15 protein-coding genes are annotated in these 16,387 nt (G+C 69.9%); 13 read left to right on the forward strand and 2 right to left on the reverse strand.

The window, feature by feature from the left end; all coding sequences use genetic code 11:
* Nucleotides 1-109 precede the first annotated feature (109 nt).
* Genes ACWD6R_RS31955 through ACWD6R_RS31965 form a run of 3 tightly spaced genes read left to right on the forward strand, consistent with a single transcriptional unit; the run spans nucleotide 110 to nucleotide 2,225 of the window.
* The gene (locus ACWD6R_RS31955) at nucleotides 110-910 is read left to right on the forward strand and encodes a hypothetical protein (RefSeq protein WP_451821893.1); all 801 of its coding nucleotides are present in this window, start codon (nucleotides 110-112) and stop codon (nucleotides 908-910) included.
* On the forward strand, nucleotides 907-1,485 hold the full coding sequence (locus tag ACWD6R_RS31960) for a hypothetical protein (RefSeq protein WP_451821894.1): 579 nt from the start codon (nucleotides 907-909) through the stop codon (nucleotides 1,483-1,485). Before ACWD6R_RS31955 ends, ACWD6R_RS31960 begins: the two co-directional genes overlap by 4 nt.
* Nucleotides 1,482-2,225 carry an ATP-binding cassette domain-containing protein gene (locus tag ACWD6R_RS31965; RefSeq protein ID WP_451821895.1) on the forward strand — a complete coding sequence of 248 codons (744 nt, stop codon included), beginning with the start codon at nucleotides 1,482-1,484 and terminating at the stop codon, nucleotides 2,223-2,225. The genes ACWD6R_RS31960 and ACWD6R_RS31965 overlap by 4 nt, the downstream gene beginning before the upstream one ends.
* Nucleotides 2,226-2,478: 253 nt before the next feature.
* On the opposite strand, the gene ACWD6R_RS31970 is transcribed toward ACWD6R_RS31965, so the two are convergent.
* A complete protein-coding gene (locus tag ACWD6R_RS31970) occupies nucleotides 2,479-3,015 on the reverse strand; it encodes an HNH endonuclease (protein WP_451821896.1) in 537 nt (178 codons plus the stop codon).
* A gap of 363 nt (nucleotides 3,016-3,378) precedes the next feature.
* Between ACWD6R_RS31970 and ACWD6R_RS31975 the strand changes: the two genes are divergently transcribed.
* The 10 genes from ACWD6R_RS31975 (at nucleotide 3,379) to ACWD6R_RS32020 (ending at nucleotide 15,931) form a co-directional block, all read left to right on the forward strand.
* Nucleotides 3,379-4,446 carry a mechanosensitive ion channel family protein gene (locus tag ACWD6R_RS31975; protein WP_451821897.1) on the forward strand — a complete coding sequence of 356 codons (1,068 nt, stop codon included), beginning with the start codon at nucleotides 3,379-3,381 and terminating at the stop codon, nucleotides 4,444-4,446.
* Nucleotides 4,447-5,064: 618 nt separating this feature from the next.
* Entirely contained in the window at nucleotides 5,065-6,288 is a 1,224-nt protein-coding gene (locus tag ACWD6R_RS31980; RefSeq protein WP_451821898.1) for an ROK family transcriptional regulator, read from the forward strand.
* Between the two features lie 62 nt (nucleotides 6,289-6,350).
* Nucleotides 6,351-7,688 (forward strand): ABC transporter substrate-binding protein, encoded by a 1,338-nt coding sequence (locus ACWD6R_RS31985; RefSeq protein WP_451821899.1) that lies wholly within the window; start codon nucleotides 6,351-6,353, stop codon nucleotides 7,686-7,688.
* Nucleotides 7,689-7,695: 7 nt separating this feature from the next.
* Nucleotides 7,696-8,637 carry a carbohydrate ABC transporter permease gene (locus tag ACWD6R_RS31990; protein WP_451821900.1) on the forward strand — a complete coding sequence of 314 codons (942 nt, stop codon included), beginning with the start codon at nucleotides 7,696-7,698 and terminating at the stop codon, nucleotides 8,635-8,637.
* Between the two features lies 1 nt (nucleotide 8,638).
* Nucleotides 8,639-9,541, forward strand: a complete 903-nt coding sequence (locus ACWD6R_RS31995) for a carbohydrate ABC transporter permease (protein ID WP_451821901.1) — start codon at nucleotides 8,639-8,641, stop codon at nucleotides 9,539-9,541.
* A 3-nt stretch (nucleotides 9,542-9,544) separates the two neighbouring features.
* Complete coding sequence (locus ACWD6R_RS32000; protein WP_451821902.1) at nucleotides 9,545-10,834, forward strand: 6-phospho-beta-glucosidase; 1,290 nt, start codon at nucleotides 9,545-9,547, stop codon at nucleotides 10,832-10,834.
* Nucleotides 10,825-11,808 carry an N-acetylglucosamine kinase gene (locus ACWD6R_RS32005; protein WP_451821903.1) on the forward strand — a complete coding sequence of 328 codons (984 nt, stop codon included), beginning with the start codon at nucleotides 10,825-10,827 and terminating at the stop codon, nucleotides 11,806-11,808. Before ACWD6R_RS32000 ends, ACWD6R_RS32005 begins: the two co-directional genes overlap by 10 nt.
* A 316-nt stretch (nucleotides 11,809-12,124) precedes the next feature.
* Nucleotides 12,125-13,513: a hypothetical protein gene (locus ACWD6R_RS32010; RefSeq protein ID WP_451821904.1), complete on the forward strand. Its 1,389-nt coding sequence runs from the start codon at nucleotides 12,125-12,127 to the stop codon at nucleotides 13,511-13,513.
* 11 nt (nucleotides 13,514-13,524) lie between these two features.
* Nucleotides 13,525-14,556, forward strand: coding sequence for a glutamate ABC transporter substrate-binding protein (locus tag ACWD6R_RS32015; protein ID WP_451821905.1), 1,032 nt, complete (start codon nucleotides 13,525-13,527; stop codon nucleotides 14,554-14,556).
* Between the two features lie 49 nt (nucleotides 14,557-14,605).
* Complete coding sequence (locus ACWD6R_RS32020; protein WP_451821906.1) at nucleotides 14,606-15,931, forward strand: hypothetical protein; 1,326 nt, start codon at nucleotides 14,606-14,608, stop codon at nucleotides 15,929-15,931.
* 105 nt (nucleotides 15,932-16,036) lie between these two features.
* On the opposite strand, the gene ACWD6R_RS32025 is transcribed toward ACWD6R_RS32020, so the two are convergent.
* Nucleotides 16,037-16,378 (reverse strand): hypothetical protein, encoded by a 342-nt coding sequence (locus ACWD6R_RS32025; protein ID WP_451821907.1) that lies wholly within the window; start codon nucleotides 16,376-16,378, stop codon nucleotides 16,037-16,039.
* Nucleotides 16,379-16,387 lie beyond the last annotated feature (9 nt).

The following is a 16,387-nucleotide window of genomic DNA, read 5'->3' on the forward strand; positions in this document are numbered from 1 at the left end:
CCTAGACAAGCCGGATCATCGCAGGTCAACGGGGCACCTTCTTCATGAGATGACGCCCAGTCACCGACTTTGAAAGCGCCGCGAAACACCGAGGCCGGTGGTTGCCGTGGTGGGCTGGGTCGCAGTCACCTTCACCCGGGCTACACCGCCCTACTGGCTCCGCCATGTGTCCGGGCAGTTCTCCGACATCGGCTTCGGTGAAGTACCCCGGCTGGTGTCCGTGGCCGCGCCTGTCCTGCTGGCAGGGGGCATCGCCATCGGCCTGATGCTTCTCTGGCTGCCGTTCGGCCCCCGGGCACTGCGCGGTGTTCTCGCGCTCGGTGTCGCCCTGGCCGGTGTCCTCGGTGCTCAGCACATCACCCGGGACTGGCCGCACACGCCTCCCATGGCCACCGGCCTGGCCGCCGTGGACTGCACGGGGGAACAGCCCCGGGTGTGCATGCCGCAAGTGGCCTCCGGACACCTGGCACAGGCCCAGCGCGAAGCGTCCGACGTACTGCGCACCCTGCATGCCGCCGGAGTCCCCGGCACCGCCCCCACACGGATCGAGGACCTGCTCACCGGGACGGCCTCGGCCGGGTCCGGTGACCGGGTGTGGAGGATGAGCCTCATGTCGGCCGACCAGCCGCACAAGGCCGGCTACCAGGTCATGGTCCGGGCGCTGAAGTTCCGCTGCGCGCAGGTTCCCGTCGTCCGGGCCCACTCCGTGTATCTGTGGGCCGCCACCCGTACCGGACAGGTCGAGGCGTACCAGGACCGCCGCAGGCGCGAAGCCGTGACCCCCCAGAGCCGGCAGATCGAGAGCGAAGTCGGCGCCCAGGTCCGTGACGTTCTCGGCCGGGCGCCCGCCGAGCAGACCCGGTGGATCCGCAGCACCCTCAACTCCTCCTGCACAGCGAGCAGCACATGAGGTGGTGGATCGGCGCCCGACGGGCGAACGTGATGATGCCGCTGGCGCTGGCCGCCTTCCTGCTGCCCCTGCTCGCGTTGCAGAACGTCCGGGTCGTCCTGCCGTCGCTCATCGGTACTCCTCGGGTCGCCCTCACCCTGTTCGTCCCCGTGCCGGTCCTCGCCTGCCTCATGCAGATCCTCGAATCGCGCCTCCCCGCACCCGAGGACTCCGGGGTGCGGCCGATGCGCCGGTACGACGCCGCGCTCGTCGCCGTGCTGGCCGCGGGGGCGCTCGGGTGCGCCCTGCTGGTCGCCGCCTGGGGCGGTACACAGGAGGCCGCCGCCTCGGGCCGCAACGTGCTCTTCCTGGCCGGTCTGATGCTTCTGGGGCGCGCCGTGGCCGGTCCGGCCGCGGTCCTGGCGCCGGTGGCCTGGCTCGTTCTCGTCGTCGGCATCGGCTTTCGTGGCCATGTGCCACGCCTGTGGACCGTCGTACCGCAGTCCGCCTACGACGTTCCCGCGGCCGTCGTCTCCCTGCTGGTGTTCATCGCCGGCGTGACCGCCCTGATCTTCGCTCCGAGGAAGGCACCGTGACCCTCGAACTCACCCGCTGCACCTATCGCTACCGGCGTCGGCGGCAGCCTGTCCTGCAGGACTTCGACTACGCGCTCCCCGAAGGGCTCTCCATCCTCCTGGGGCCCAACGGCGCGGGAAAGTCGACCTTGCTGAAACTCGCGGCCTCGGTCGCCACCCCACAGCGGGGCAGTGTCCACCTCGATGGGCTCCCGGCGGGAACAAGCCAGTACCGGCAGGACGTGGCGTGGATGCCGCAGGACATCACCCCCATGCCCGGGCTCACCGCACGCGAGTACGTCGCGTACATCGGCTGGCTCAAGGGCATGAGCCGTCCCGAGGCCTGGAAACGGGCCCGGAAGTCCCTCGCCCAGGTCGACCTCGCCGACCGGATGGACGAGCGCAGCGACCGCCTTTCCGGGGGCCAGCTGCGGCGGGTCGGGGTGGCCGGCGCGCTGGTGCACGGTGCCCGTGTTCTGCTGCTCGACGAGCCGACCGCGGGGCTCGACCCGTACCAGCGGCGCGTCTTCAGGGACATGCTCTCGGGGCTCACCGGCGACATCCGGGTGCTGCTGTCCACGCACGACGTCGCCGACCTCGCCGAGGAGGCCGACCACGTCACCGTCGTCTACGACGGCAAGATCGTCCACCACGGTGACACCGGCTCCTTCCTCGCCCTCACCCCGCCCGGCACCGTCGAGGGCCGTGCGGCCGAGGGCGCATACACAGCCCTGCTGCGCGGCTGCGGCGCGCGGGCCTGAGGTCCCAGACCTCAGGCCGGGGCGTATTGCCTGCTAGGGGGGTGAGTTGGCGCTCATGGGCCATCGGGGCGTCGTCGTGCAGCTCGGCCCGCACGATGGTGCGCCAGGAGCCGGTCGCGGCCGGGGCGCGATCGCTCCGCCCGCGCACGCGGTGCCGGCCCGGGTCCTCCGCCCGGAGACCGCGCTCCCACTGAGCCGCGGTGCGCGCGGCGCTCCGCGAAACCGTCCTCCCGAGACGCAGAAGCCCGGATCGTCAGGCTGAAACGCCATCGATCCGGGCCATTGCGTCGTCCGCGCCGAACGGTTGCAGGTACGGCAGCCATCGCGGGTCCCGGTGGCCCGTCCCGATGATGCGCCACGCGAGGCCGGTCGGCGGGGCGGGCTGTTGGTGCAGCCGCCAGCCGATCTCCGGCAGATGACGGTCGGCCTTGAAGTGGTTGCAGCGGCGGCAGGCCGCCACCACGTTGTCCCAGGCGTGCTGTCCGCCTCGGCTGCGGGGGATGACATGGTCGACGCTGGTCGCGGCAGCACCGCAGTACATGCAGCGCCCGCCGTCCCTGGCGAAGAGCGCACGGCGGGTCAGTGGAACGGGCCCCCGGTAGGGAACCCGTACGAACCGCTTCAGGCGGACGACGCTCGGGGCTGGGATGGCGCGGGTGGCGCTGTGCATGAGGGCGCCTGACTCCTCAAGGCAGATGGCCTTGTTCTCCAGGACGAGGACGAGCGCGCGGCGGAGCGGTACGACGCCGAGCGGCTCGTACGACGCATTGAGAACCAGGACATGCGGCACGGTGGATGCCTCCTTGTACGCCGGCGGCGCGTGGCTCGCGCCGGGACGATCCGATCTCAGTCTCTCCTCATGCCTGGCCAATCCGCCACCACGTGCGGGTAACGGGCCGGAAGGATTTTCCCGGCTCCCTGCCGTCCGCACGGCCCGGAAGCGCCGGAACAGGTGCCGAAGAGGCCGTTGCCGGAGCGGTCCCGGGATCGATGTGCGATCGGCCACACCCGGCCTCGCAACCCCTTCCCGGAACCGGCTGCCCCTTCCATATCCCCGGGTGAGACGTGCCTCTCCCCTCCGTCACTGCAACGGAGCACTCCCGATGCCCCGTTAGTGTGGTTGGTCAGCCCACGTCCATCTGGAGGTTCCGCCGTGTCCCTGTCCGCCCTGTTGGCCGCAGCCCCGTCACCCGAGCCCGGCGGCTCGCTGGACGAAGCCGCCAAGCAGGCCGGCCACGCCGCGGGCTGGGTGGAGGAGAACTGGTCCACCTGGCTGAACACCGGTCTGCGCATCGTCCTCATCGCGGTCATCGCGGTCATGTTGCGCATCGCGATCCGCCGTGCTCTCACCAAGCTCATCGAGCGGATGAACCGCAGCGCCCAAGCCGTCGAGGGCACGGCCCTCGGCGGCCTGCTGGTCAATACGGAACGCCGCCGTCAGCGCTCCGAGGCCATCGGGTCCGTACTCCGTTCGGTCGCTTCGTTCCTGATCCTCGGTACGGCCGCCCTGATGATCCTGGGCGCCTTCCAGATCGATCTGGCGCCGCTGCTCGCCTCCGCCGGTGTCGCCGGTGTGGCGCTCGGTTTCGGTGCGCGCAACCTCGTCACCGACTTCCTCTCCGGTGTCTTCATGATCCTTGAGGACCAGTACGGCGTCGGGGACACCATCGACGCGGGCGTCGCCTCCGGTGAGGTCATCGAGGTCGGTCTGCGGGTCACCAAGCTGCGCGGTGACAACGGTGAGATCTGGTACGTCCGCAACGGCGAGGTGAAGCGGATCGGCAACCTCAGCCAGGGCTGGTCGACCGCCGGGGTGGATGTGCAGGTACGCCCCACGGAGGACCTCGACCGGGTACGTACGGTGATCACCGAGGCCGCCGGGCTGATGGCCAAGGAGGACCCGTGGAACGAGCGCCTGTGGGGTCCGGTGGAGATCCTCGGGCTGGACTCCGTGCTCCTGGACTCGATGACGGTCCGGGTGACGGCGAAGACGATGCCGGGCAAGTCGCTGGGCGTGGAGCGCGAGCTGCGCTGGCGGATCAAGCTGGCCTTCGACGAGGCGGGCATCCGGATGGTCGGTGGCGTGCCGGCCCAGCCGGACGAGCCGTCGTCGGCCGACCCGACGGCCGCCATGGCCGCCCCCTCGGCGTACGCATCCACGACCTCGCCGCAGTCCCTGGCCGCGACACCGATCACGCCGCCGCCGAACATGTCGAAATGACGTGTGGCCTCCCGAGGCACGAACCACACATCAGGACAGCAGACGCACCGTCGTGATGACGAGTGCGCAGCCGCCCCCGGCGATCAGCACGACGCCGATCAGCCTCTGATGTGCATAGGGGACGAGAAGCCCCGGTCCTCACGCCCCCCGAAGCTCTCGTGCCAACTGGCAGGCAACTACGGGCGTCAAGACCAGAGTTCGCGATCACAAACCCCACGTACGCACTTGCAGCGCATAATTGACGGACTTGCCAGAATTTGTCCGCACCACCGATCGGCACGCTGTGTGAGCAAGGGGAGCCATCGACATCCCCCTGAGGCGCAGAGAACTTGCCGTTTCACCAAGACTCCACGACGAAACGGAACAAGGAGTATCGGTACGGTTGCGAGCAGTCACACCCACAACCCGCAGCCATATGTGATGCACATCACATATGAATCAAGGCCGGTACGGCTGCGCGGCGCGGCGCGAAAGCGATCCCTCCGCGCGCCACGGGCGACCTCTCAAGTAACGCTTCGACCGCCACCTCGACGCAGACCATTGACGACCCGACAGCAGCGCCGTACCGTCCTCTCACCAAATAGGAAACTTTCCTAACAGAGGGCAGGTGCAGCACGCATGGCCGGAACGACACCGGGAACCCCCCGCGTCCTGCGGGCCATGAACGACCGGGCCGCCCTCGATCTGCTGCTGGAGCACGGGCCCCTCTCGCGTACGAAGATCGGGAAGCTGACCGGGCTCTCCAAGCCCACCGCGTCGCAGCTGCTGGCCCGTCTGGAGGCGGCCGGTCTGGTCGTCGCCACCGGCACCGTCGCGGGACGGCCCGGCCCCAATGCCCAGCTGTACGCGGTGAACGCCCGTGCCGCCCATGTCGCCGGTCTCGATGTGAACGCCCACCGGATCGTCGCCGCCGTCGCCGATGTGACCGGCGAGACGGTCGGCGAGTTCGAGCTGCGCACCCCCGGGCGGCGCGCCGACAGTGTGGTGCGGCAGGTGGCGGACGCGCTGGACGGAGCGGTCAAGGAGGCCGGGCTGACCCGCGCAGATGTGCACCGTGTCGTCATCGGCACGCCGGGTGCCTTCGACCCCGGTACCGGGCGGCTGCGGTACGCCTCCCACCTGCCCGGCTGGCACTCCCCCACCCTGCTCGACGAGCTGGCCGCCTTCCTGCCGATGCCGGTCGAGTACGAGAACGACGTGAACCTCGTCGCGGTGGCCGAGCAGCGGCTCGGCGCGGCCCGCGGCCACGACGACTTCGTCCTGCTGTGGAACGAGGAGGGGCTCGGCGCCGCCCTCGTCATCGGCGGACGGCTGCACCGCGGCTTCACCGGTGGCGCCGGTGAGGTCGGTTTCCTGCCGGTGCCCGGTGTCCCGCTGGTCCGTCAGGTCACCAAGGCGAACTCGGGCGGCTTCCAGGAGCTGGCGGGCGCCCAGGTGCTGTCCCGGCTGGCCGGGGAGCTCGGCATCGACGACGAGCTGACCCGCGCCACCGGCACCCATCACGAGGTCGCGGCCGGCCTGATCACCCGGGCCGCCGCGGCCGCGGAGCAGGACGAGGACGGCCCGTACGCCCGGCTCCTCGATCTGTTCGCCACCGGCCTCGCGACCGGTCTGGCCTCCATGGTCGCCGTACTCGACCCCGAACTCGTGGTGCTCTCCGGCGAGTTGATCACCTCCGGCGGGGAACCGCTGCGCGCCCGGGTGCAGGGGGAGCTCGCCGAACTGGCGGCCTCCCGGCCCCGGCTGATCATCGGTGACGTCGCACACAGGCCCGTACTGCGCGGGGCACTGGAGAGCGCCCTCGCCATCACCCGCGACGAAGTCTTCGACACGTCGCGCTGACCCGCCCGCCCTTCGCACGTCCGTCCCTTCCCTGCCCCAACCCTTCACCGGGAGACACCGCCATGTCCGGAAACCGCCGGAAGACGGCCGCCGCGCTCGCCGCGACCGCCGCGATATCCCTTCTCGCCTCCGCCTGTACCGGTCAGAGCAGCTCCGGTGCCCACGATGACGCGTCCAAGGAGACGACCATCACCTTCTGGCACGGCTGGAGTGCCCCGAACGAGGTCAAGGGAATTCAGGCCACCGTCGACGCCTTCGAGAAGGCGCACCCCAACATCCATGTGAAGGTCGTCGGCAACATGACCGACGACAAGATCAACCAGGCGCTGCGGGCGGGCGGTTCCAAGGCCCCGGACGTGGTCTCCTCGTTCACCACGAACAATGTGGGCAAGTTCTGCTCGTCCAAGGCGTTCGTCGACCTGAATTCCTTCCTGAAGAAGGACGGGATCGACGCGGACAGGACGTTCCCGAAGGCGATGAACGAGTACACCCAGTTCAACGGGGTCCGCTGCACGCTGCCGCTGCTCGGGGACGCGTACGGGCTGTACTACAACAAGGACGCCTTCAAGGCCGCGGGTATCGCTTCCCCGCCGAAGACCTGGTCGGAACTTGCCGCGGACGCAAAGAAGCTGACGAAGACCAAGGGCGACTCGTACGAGCAGCTCGGCTTCATGCCGAACTACCACGGTTACGAGTCGACGGCCGAGCACTACCTCGGCGGCTGGAACCCGACGTACTTCGACGGCGACGGCAAGTCGAACATCGCCAAGGACCCGGCGTTCGCGTCGATGCTGACCACGCAGAAGAAGCTGGTCGACGACCTGGGCGGCTACGCGAAGCTGGAGAAGTTCCGCACCACGTTCGGTGACGAGTGGGGCGCCAAGCACCCGTTCCACACCGGCCAGGTGGCCATGCAGCTGGACGGCGAGTGGCGGCTCGGCATGGCCGAGGACACCAAGCCGGAGTTCGAGATCGGTGTGGCCCCGATGCCCGTCGCCGACGACGAGGCCGACACGTACGGCAAGGGCTACCTGACCGGCACCATCGCCGGCATCGCGGCCACCTCCGCCAAGCAGAACGCGGCGTGGGAGCTGGTGAAGTTCATGACGACCGACACCGACGCGGTGGTCGACTTCGCCAACGCCATTCACAACGTTCCGTCCACGCTGGCGGCGCTGAAGTCGCCGAAGCTGAAGTACGACCCGCGGTTCAAGACGTTCCTGGATATTGCCGCGAACCCGAAGAGCACCACCACCCCGCCCTCGGTGAACGGCGGCGCGTACCTGGTGTCCCTGCAGAACCTCGGATTCGACATCGAGCAGGGCAAGCAGACGGACATCAAGGCGGGTCTGGAGAAGACCGCCGAGGAAATCGACGCGGCGATCGCACAGGCGAAGTAGAACCGCGATGACCACGTACACACTCCGTTCGAAGCGCCGCCGCGCGGCGCTGCGAACGGCGGCCTTCATGTCGCCGTGGCTGATCGGCTTCTGCGTCTTCTTCGCCTACCCGCTGATCTCCACGGTCTATTTCTCCTTCACCCAGTACGACGGCTTCACGCCCCCGAAGTTCGAAGGGCTGAAGAACTGGTCGTACGTCTTCAACGAGTACACGTTGTTCTGGCCCGCCCTGCGGAACACGCTGTGGCTGGTCGTGGTCATGGTCAGCTGCCGGGTCGTCTTCGGTCTCGGCATCGGTCTGCTGATCACCAAAATCAAGACCGGTACGGGCGTCTTCCGGACCCTGTTCTACCTGCCGTACCTGGCGCCGCCGGTCGCGGCGACCCTGGGCTTCGTCTTCCTGCTCAACCCGGGTACGGGGCCGGTCAATTCACTCCTCGGCGATCTGGGGCTGCCCACGCCGGGCTGGTTCACCGACGCCACCTGGTCCAAGCCGGCCCTGACCGCGCTCGCGGTCTGGGGGGTGGGCGACCTGATGGTGATCTTCATGGCCGCGCTGCTCGACGTGCCCAAGGAACAGTACGAAGCGGCGGAGCTGGACGGGGCGACCGCGTACCAGCGGTTCCGCTTCGTCACGCTGCCGAACATCTCGCCGATCGTGATGTTCGCCGTGGTCACCGGGATCATCCAGACGATGCAGTACTACACCCAGCCGCTCGTGGCCGGGAAGGTCGCCTCGGGGGTGATGGGCGGCTCCGGGCAGCTGTTCGAACCGGGCTATCCCGACAAGTCGACACTGACGCTTCCGCAGCTCGTCTACAACCTCGGCTTCCAGCGTTTCGACTACGGCTCCGCCTGTGTGGTCGCGCTCGTTCTCTTCGTACTCGCCATGGCGTTCACCGCACTGCTGATGCGGCGCCGCGGCGGGCTGATCCAGGCAGGTGAGTGACGTGGCGCAGGCTCTCGACACCCTCAAGGCCGCCGGCCCGTCGGCCGGACCGGCCACCCCGGCCGAGCGAGTCGCACGCCGCAAGGCGCTGCTGAACTGGATCGCCGTGCACGCGCTCGGCGTCGCGGCCGCACTCTTCTTCGTGCTGCCGTTCGTCTTCCTGTTCCTCACCTCTCTGATGAGCGACCAGCAGGCGCTGACCCGGGATCTGTGGCCGCACCCCTTCGAGTGGAGCAACTACCGCAAGGTGTTCGACACCCCGGGCTTCCTGACCTGGTGGAAGAACACCCTGCTGTACGCGGGACTCGGCACCGTCCTCACGGTCGTGTCGTCGCTGCCCGTGGCGTACGCGCTCGCCAAGTTCCGCTTCCGCGGCCGGCAGCTGTCGCTGATGCTCGTCATCTCGATGATGATGCTGCCGCCGCAGGTCGTCGTCATCCCGATGTATCTGTTCTGGGCGAAGCAGCTGGACATGTCCGGCACGCTCTGGCCGCTGATCATCCCGATGGCCTTCGGTGACGCGTTCTCCATCTTCCTGCTGCGGCAGTTCCTGCTGACCATCCCGAACGAGTACCTCGACGCGGCGAAGGTCGACGGCTGCGGCGAACTGCGCACCCTGCTCAAGGTGGTGCTGCCGATGGCCAGGCCGGGCATCGCAGCCGTCGCACTGTTCCAGTTCTTCTACGCCTGGAACGACTACTTCGGTCCGCAGATCTACGCCTCCGAGAACCCGGCCGCCTGGACGCTCAGTTACGGCCTGGAATCCTTCAAGGGCGCACACCACACCGACTGGAACCTGACCATGGCCGCGACCGTACTGGTCATGGCCCCCGTGATCCTCGTGTTCTTCTTCGCTCAAAAGGCATTTGTCGAGGGCGTCACACTGACCGGAGTAAAGGGCTGACCTATGAAGCTCGCAGTAGTTGGTGGCGGGTCCACCTACACCCCTGAACTGATCGACGGCTTCGCCCGGCTGCGGGACACGCTGCCCATCGAGGAGCTCGTGCTCGTCGACCCGGCGGCCGACCGTCTCGACCTCGTCGGCGGTCTCGCCCGGCGGATCTTCGCCAAGCAGGGCCACCCGGGGCGGATCGTCACCACCTCGGACATCGACGCGGGCGTCGCCGGCGCCGACGCGGTCCTGCTGCAGCTGCGCGTGGGCGGCCAGGCCGCCCGCAACCAGGACGAGACATGGCCGCTGGAGTGCGGCTGCATCGGCCAGGAGACCACCGGGGCCGGCGGTCTCGCCAAGGCACTGCGCACCGTCCCGGTCGTCCTCGACATCGCCGAGCGGGTCCGTCGTACCAACCCCGACGCGTGGATCATCGACTTCACCAATCCGGTCGGGATCGTGACCCGGGCGCTGCTCCAGGCCGGTCACAAGGCCGTCGGTCTGTGCAACGTGGCCATCGGCTTCCAGCGGAAATTCGCCAGGCTGCTCGACGTCACCCCCGGTGAGGTGCACCTCGACCATGTCGGGCTCAACCACCTGACGTGGGAGCTCGGGGTGCGGCTCGGCGGCCCTGACGGCGAGAACGTCCTGCCGAAGCTGCTCGCCGGGCACGGCGACGCGATCGCCGACGATCTGCACATGCCCCGGGCGGTCGTCGACCGGCTCGGCGTCGTCCCCTCGTACTATCTGCGGTACTTCTACGCCCACGACGAGGTCGTGCGGGAGCTCGGCACCAAGCCGTCCCGGGCGGCGGAGGTCGCCGCGATGGAGAAGGAACTCCTCGCCATGTACGGCGACCCGGCGCTGGACGAGAAGCCCGCGCTGCTCGCCAAGCGCGGCGGCGCGTTCTACTCGGAGGCGGCCGTGGACCTGGCGTCCTCGCTGCTGGGCTCGGGCGGCTCGGCGGTGCAGGTCGTCAATACGTACAACAAGGGGACGCTGCCGTTCCTGCCGGACGACGCGGTGATCGAGGTGCAGGCCCGGGTCGACGGCACGGGTGCGACGCCGCTCGCCGTTCCGGAGCTGGACCCGCTGTACGCGGGGCTGATCGCCAACGTGACGGCGTACGAGGACCTCGCCCTGGAAGCGGCGCTGCGCGGCGGCCGAGCCACCGGGCGGACGGGTGGGAGAAACGCAGTGTTCAAGGCGCTGCTCGCCCACCCCCTGATCGGCCAGTTCGAGTACGCCGAGGCGCTCACCGACAAGCTGATCGCGCACAACCGGGAGCACCTCGCGTGGGCGTGAACGCTGCGGTCCTCGCCATCGACGCGGGGAACAGCAAGACCGATGTGGCCCTGATCGGACCGGACGGAACGCTGCTGAGCTCGGTGCGCGGAGGCGGTTTCCAGCCGCCGACCGTCGGCATCGATGTGGCCGTGGACGTCCTGGCCTCGGCGATCGGCGAGGCGCTGGCGAAAGCGCGGGCGTACAGCGAGCCGGTGGACTCCGTCGCGCATGTGTCGGCGTGTCTGGCCAATGCCGATCTCCCGGTCGAGGAGCAGGCGCTCGCCGCGGCGCTGCGGGCCCGTGACTGGGGTCGCACGGTGGAGGTCCGCAACGACACGTTCGCGATACTGCGTGCCGGGGTCGACGAGCCCCGGGGCGTGGCCGTCGTCTGCGGTGCGGGAATCAACTGTGTCGGCATGGTGCCGGACGGGCGGACCGCGCGCTTCCCCGCCATCGGCCGGATCTCCGGTGACTGGGGCGGCGGTTCGGGGCTCGCCGAGGAGGCCATGTGGTTCGCCTCGCGGGCCGAGGACGGGCGCGGCGAACCGACCGAACTGGCGCGCACCCTGCCCGCGCACTTCGGGCTCGACTCGATGTACGCGCTGATCGAGGCGCTGCATCTGGGGCACATCGCGTTCGAGCGGCGGCACGAGCTGACGCCGGTGCTGTTCGCGACCGGTGCGGCCGGGGACCCGGTGGCGCGCGGTCTCGTGCACCGGCTGGCGGAGGAGGTCGTCGCGATGGCGTCGGTCGCGCTGACCCGCCTCGGGCTGCTGGACGAGGAGGCACCGGTGGTCCTGGGCGGCAGCGTGCTGGCGGCGCGCCACCCGCAGCTGGACGACCGGATCGCCGAACTCCTCGCGGCACGCGCCCCGAAGGCGGTGGTCCGGGTGGTGCGGGAGCCGCCGGTGCTGGGGGCCGGGCTGCTGGGGCTGGACCACACGGGTGCGGCGCCGGAGGTGCACAGCAGGCTGCGTGCACAGTACGGCTGACACCTCGGCAGACAGTCACCGAGAGGGGCGTCCTGCGGCGATCACGCCGCAGGACGCCCCTTGCGTAAGGGAACCGATCAGTTGTCCCGAACGTGTTCATGGGTGGGAAGATCAGTCCGCTTCGGGGATTGCTCCGCCGATTCGTCTTGATCGGCGGCGCCTGCCTTGATCGAATGTGTGGTGCATCCGTGGACCGATGCAGGATCCAGGCGTTCCTGGTGTGGATGTCGGTCCCTGCGGCCATACTTCTGGCCGGGTACCAGTTCCCCGATCGGCCGGGGGAATGGCCACCGTCAGCGACCGAGGGGGAGGTCACGTGACATACCCGCCGAATGTGCGCACGGCGCCGGACCACGTGCCGGCCCAGCCGCCCGTGCCCGCTTCCGTGCCCGCGCCGCGGCGCGGCGCCTGGTCCGAGCCGGCGGCGCGGCTGCGCGCCGCGGCGACGACCGAACCGGGCAGGCTCCAGATCATCGGGGCCGTACTGGCGGCGCTCGTCGTCGCGTTCGGGGCCGTGACGGCGATCGAGGTCTCCGACCGGGCGGCCGCCGCCGACGACGTGGTGAGCCGCAGCCAGCCGCTGAGCGCCGAGGCGGCGAACATCTACCGCTCCCTGGCCGATGCCGACACCGCGGCGGCCAGCGGATTCCTGGCGGGGGCGCAGGAACCGCGCGATGTCCGCGAGCGGTACGAGAAGGACATCGAGGACGCGTCCCGGCTGCTGGCGAAGGCGGCGTCCACCACGGCCGCCGAGTCGCCGTCCGGCCAGGAGATCGCCACGCTCAACCAGGAACTCCCCCGGTACACCGGACTGATCGAGCGGGCCCACGCCAACAACCGGCTGGGGCTGCCGCTGGGCGGCGCCTACCTCCGGTACGCGAACCAGAAGATGTCCAAGGAGCTCCTTCCCGCCGCCGAGCGGCTCTACACGGCGGAGACCGGGCGGCTCGACCAGGACTACGACTCCGCGCGAACCTGGCCGTTCTTCTCGCTGGGTCTCGGTGCCGTCGTGCTGGGCGGGCTGTTCTGGGCGCAGCGGCGCAACTACCGCAGGACGAACCGGGTCTTCAACCACGGGCTGCTCGCCGCGACCGCCGCGTCCACCGTGCTGGTGCTGTGGCTGGCCGTGGGACACACGGTCGCACGCACCGAGCTGCGGGACGCCGATGTGCACGGGCAGCAGTCGCTCGATGTGCTCAATCAGGCACGGATCAACTCGCTGAAGGCACGCGCCAATGAGCTCCTGACCGTGGTCGCCCGCGGCGCGGTGCTCACCGCCGACGGCAGGAACGACAAGTACGAGACCGACTACACCACGGGCATGAAGGCCCTCGGCGATGAGCTGGGGACGGCCAGGAAGCTCGCCGACGACTCCCAGGGGAGCGGGCCGGTGGCGAACGCCATCAGCGGTGTCTCCGAGTGGCAGACCCGCCACCGGACCGCCCGCAAGACCGACGACAGCGGCGACTACGAGGGCGCGCTGAAGCAGATCATCGGGGCGAAGGACTCCACCGGGGAGTCCTTCAACCGGGTGGACGACGCACTGGAACAGGCACTCGCCCATGAGCAGGGCGAGTTCACCCGGGCCGCGAAGAACGGGCGCGGGGCGCTCGGCGGGCTGCCGGTCGGGGCGGCGGCTCTCGCCGCGCTGGCCGCGGTCGCCGCGATCACCGGGGTCAACCGCAGGCTGTCGGAGTACCGGTGAGAGGGGGAGCGATGACCAGGACTGGTTCCGCCCGGGCCGGACTGCGCGGCTGGGGCGGGGTGACGGGGATGGCCGTGGCCTGCGCGGTGACGGCCTCGCTCACCCTGCTGCCGCTCTCGCACGGCGGCGCCGGCTCCTTCGGCGTCGGTGTCTCCGGGCCGGGTACGGCGACGGCGGTGTCCGCCCGGGCCGGCGACTGCAAGGACCCGGAGGCGAGCCTGCAGCCGTCGAGCGCCGACGGGCCGAGCATCGCGAAGATCAAGGCGCGCGGGAAGCTGATCGCCGGGGTCGACCAGAACAGCTTCCGCTGGGGCTACCGCAATCGGGAGACGGGCAGGCTCGAAGGCTTCGACATCGATCTGGTGCGGGCCATCGCGCAGGACATCCTGGGCGACCCCGACAAGGTGATCTTCCGGGCGATCCCCACCAACCAGCGCATCGCCGCCCTGGAGAACGACAAGGTCGACGTCGTCGTGCGAACGATGACGATCAACTGCAGCCGGCTCGACCAGGTTTCCTTCTCCACCGCCTACTTCCAGGCCGGGCAGCAGGTCCTCGCACCGAAGGACTCGCCGATCACGGGATACGACAAGTCCCTGGCCGGCAAGCGGGTCTGCACCGCGGAGGGCTCCACGGCCTACGAGGCGCTGGAGAAACAGTCCTTCGGCGCGGTCTTCAAGGACGAGCACGACGGCACGGAGGCGGACGAGGACCGGCTCACCGTCCCCAACCAGCTGGACTGCCTGGTCCGGCTGCAGCTGGGCGAGGTCGACGCGGTGGTCACGGACAACGCGCTGGCGGCGGGTCAGGCCGCCCAGGATCCGGCCGTCGTCCTCAAGGGCGACAAGCCGTTCACCACCGAGTACTACGGCGTGGCCACGAAGCACGGCGCGAACGACCTGGTGGCCCGGGTCAACCAGGTGCTGGTCGACTACCGCAAGGGTGGTGCGGACAGCCCCTGGATGGTGTCGTACCGGAAGTGGCTGGCGACCGGACTGCCCGGCATAACGGCGCCGCCTGCGCCCAAGTACCGGAGCAATTAGTCCTTGATCCCGCCGGGTCCGCCCGGCGGGGAGAGCGAAGAGGTGATCGATGGGCGTCGCGGGCCCCTTCCCCGGCTATGCGGGGAGGCCCCCCGGCCCGGTCATGGACCGGGACGAGGCGGACCGTGCGCTGGCCCGGCTCGGTGCGGAGCACGAGGCGATCGAGACCTCGCTCCTCGCCCTGCAGGACCATGCGGGCCGCCGGCTCCTGGAGGGCGCCGGTCTGACCGGTGTCACCAAGGAGCGCTGGGCCGCCACCGAGCAGTCGATCACGCTGCTGTGGGGGTATTTCGACGCCTACGCCGGGGCGATCGACGCGGCACGTGAGATACGGGCCAGGCGTCGTTTCCCCAACCGTGACGACCTGCTGGCGCTGACCGAACTTCTGCGCGGCCAGGGCGTCACGGTGGCGTCCACCGCCACCCGGCCCGATCCGTCGATCACCGGTCCGGCCAAACTCTCCGAGCGGTTCACGCTGGAGGAGCTGGTCGCCCGGATGAACGAGCTGTACGCGCGCTCGCTGGACATGATCGTCGCCTCCGACTCCGTATGGTCCGCGCTGCCCGCCCGGATAGATCTGCTCGCCGCCGAGCTTCACCGGACGCGTTCGCTGGCGCACTCCGTCGGCGTGCGTCCCGGGGAGCACCCGGCGGGCGACGACCTGGAGTCGATCACCCATGAGCTGGCCACGCTGCGGGTCCAGGTGATCTCCGACCCGCTGGCGTTCTGGCTGCCGGGCCCGGGCAGCGCGGCGCCCGGCGGCGGACGTCCGGACACGACGCGCTACGACCGGGCGGCCCGCGCGCTGGACGACGTGCGGCGGGAGATCGAGGCGGTGCTCGCGGTCCGCCAGGACGCCGAGCAGCGCCTGGTCCACCTGCGCGACGTGCTCTCCCGTGCGGACCGCACGCTGGCCGAGGCCCGGTCGGCGCGCGGCGAGGTGCTGGCGAAGATCGCCGCGTCCGAGGTGCCCGCGGTCAGCGGTCCGCCGACCGCGCTGCAGGAGCGGCTGGCCGCCGCGTCGGAGTGCCGCAGGTACGCCCAATGGCACCGGCTCTCCCCGCTGCTGGAGTCGCTGGAACGGGAGGCGGAGGACGAACTGCTGCGGGCCCGCGAGTCGCTGTCGGCGGTCACCGCGCCGCTGGCGGTCCGGGCGGAGCTGCGTGGCCGGCTGGACGCGTACAAGGCGAAGGTCGCCCGGCACAGGCTGGCGGAGGACCCGGTGCTGATCGAGCGGTACGACGCGGCGCGCCGGATGCTGTGGAGCGCCCCGTGCGATTTGCGGGTCGCCGGGCAGGCGGTGCTGCGCTATCAGGAGGCGGTGGCGGAACTGCTGGACATCCGCCGGTCGTCCGCACCGGAGGACCGGCGATGAGTACGCGTAGGCGTGCGTGCAAGGTGAACGGGCCGCTGCGGCGGCGGGGCGAACAGGGGGACCGATCATGAGTACGCAGTGCCAGCGTCCCGCGTGCGAAGGCAATTACGAGGACATGGGCGGCGGTGAGCTGTACTGCGACACCTGCGGTCTGGCCCCGGTCGTCTCGGCAATGGGGTCTCCCCTGTTCGAGCGCAGCCGAGAACTTGGGGATGGGATGGTGAGCTCGCCGCCCACCGGTATCGCGGTCGGCAAGGGGGGCAACAGCAGTTCGGCGCGGAGCAGTTCACGGGCATCGTCCCGCGCGTCGTCGCGCTCCTCGTCCCGCTCGTCGACCTCGCGGCGTTCGGTCTCGGGGCGGCTCTCCCGGTCCGTGTCGGGGACCTCCACGGCCCGCTCGGTGTCGGTGCGTTCCTCCGGTGCGTCGTCGAACGCTTCCGGGCGCAACCGGCTGGG

This window comes from Streptomyces sp. NPDC005151 (assembly GCF_053599875.1).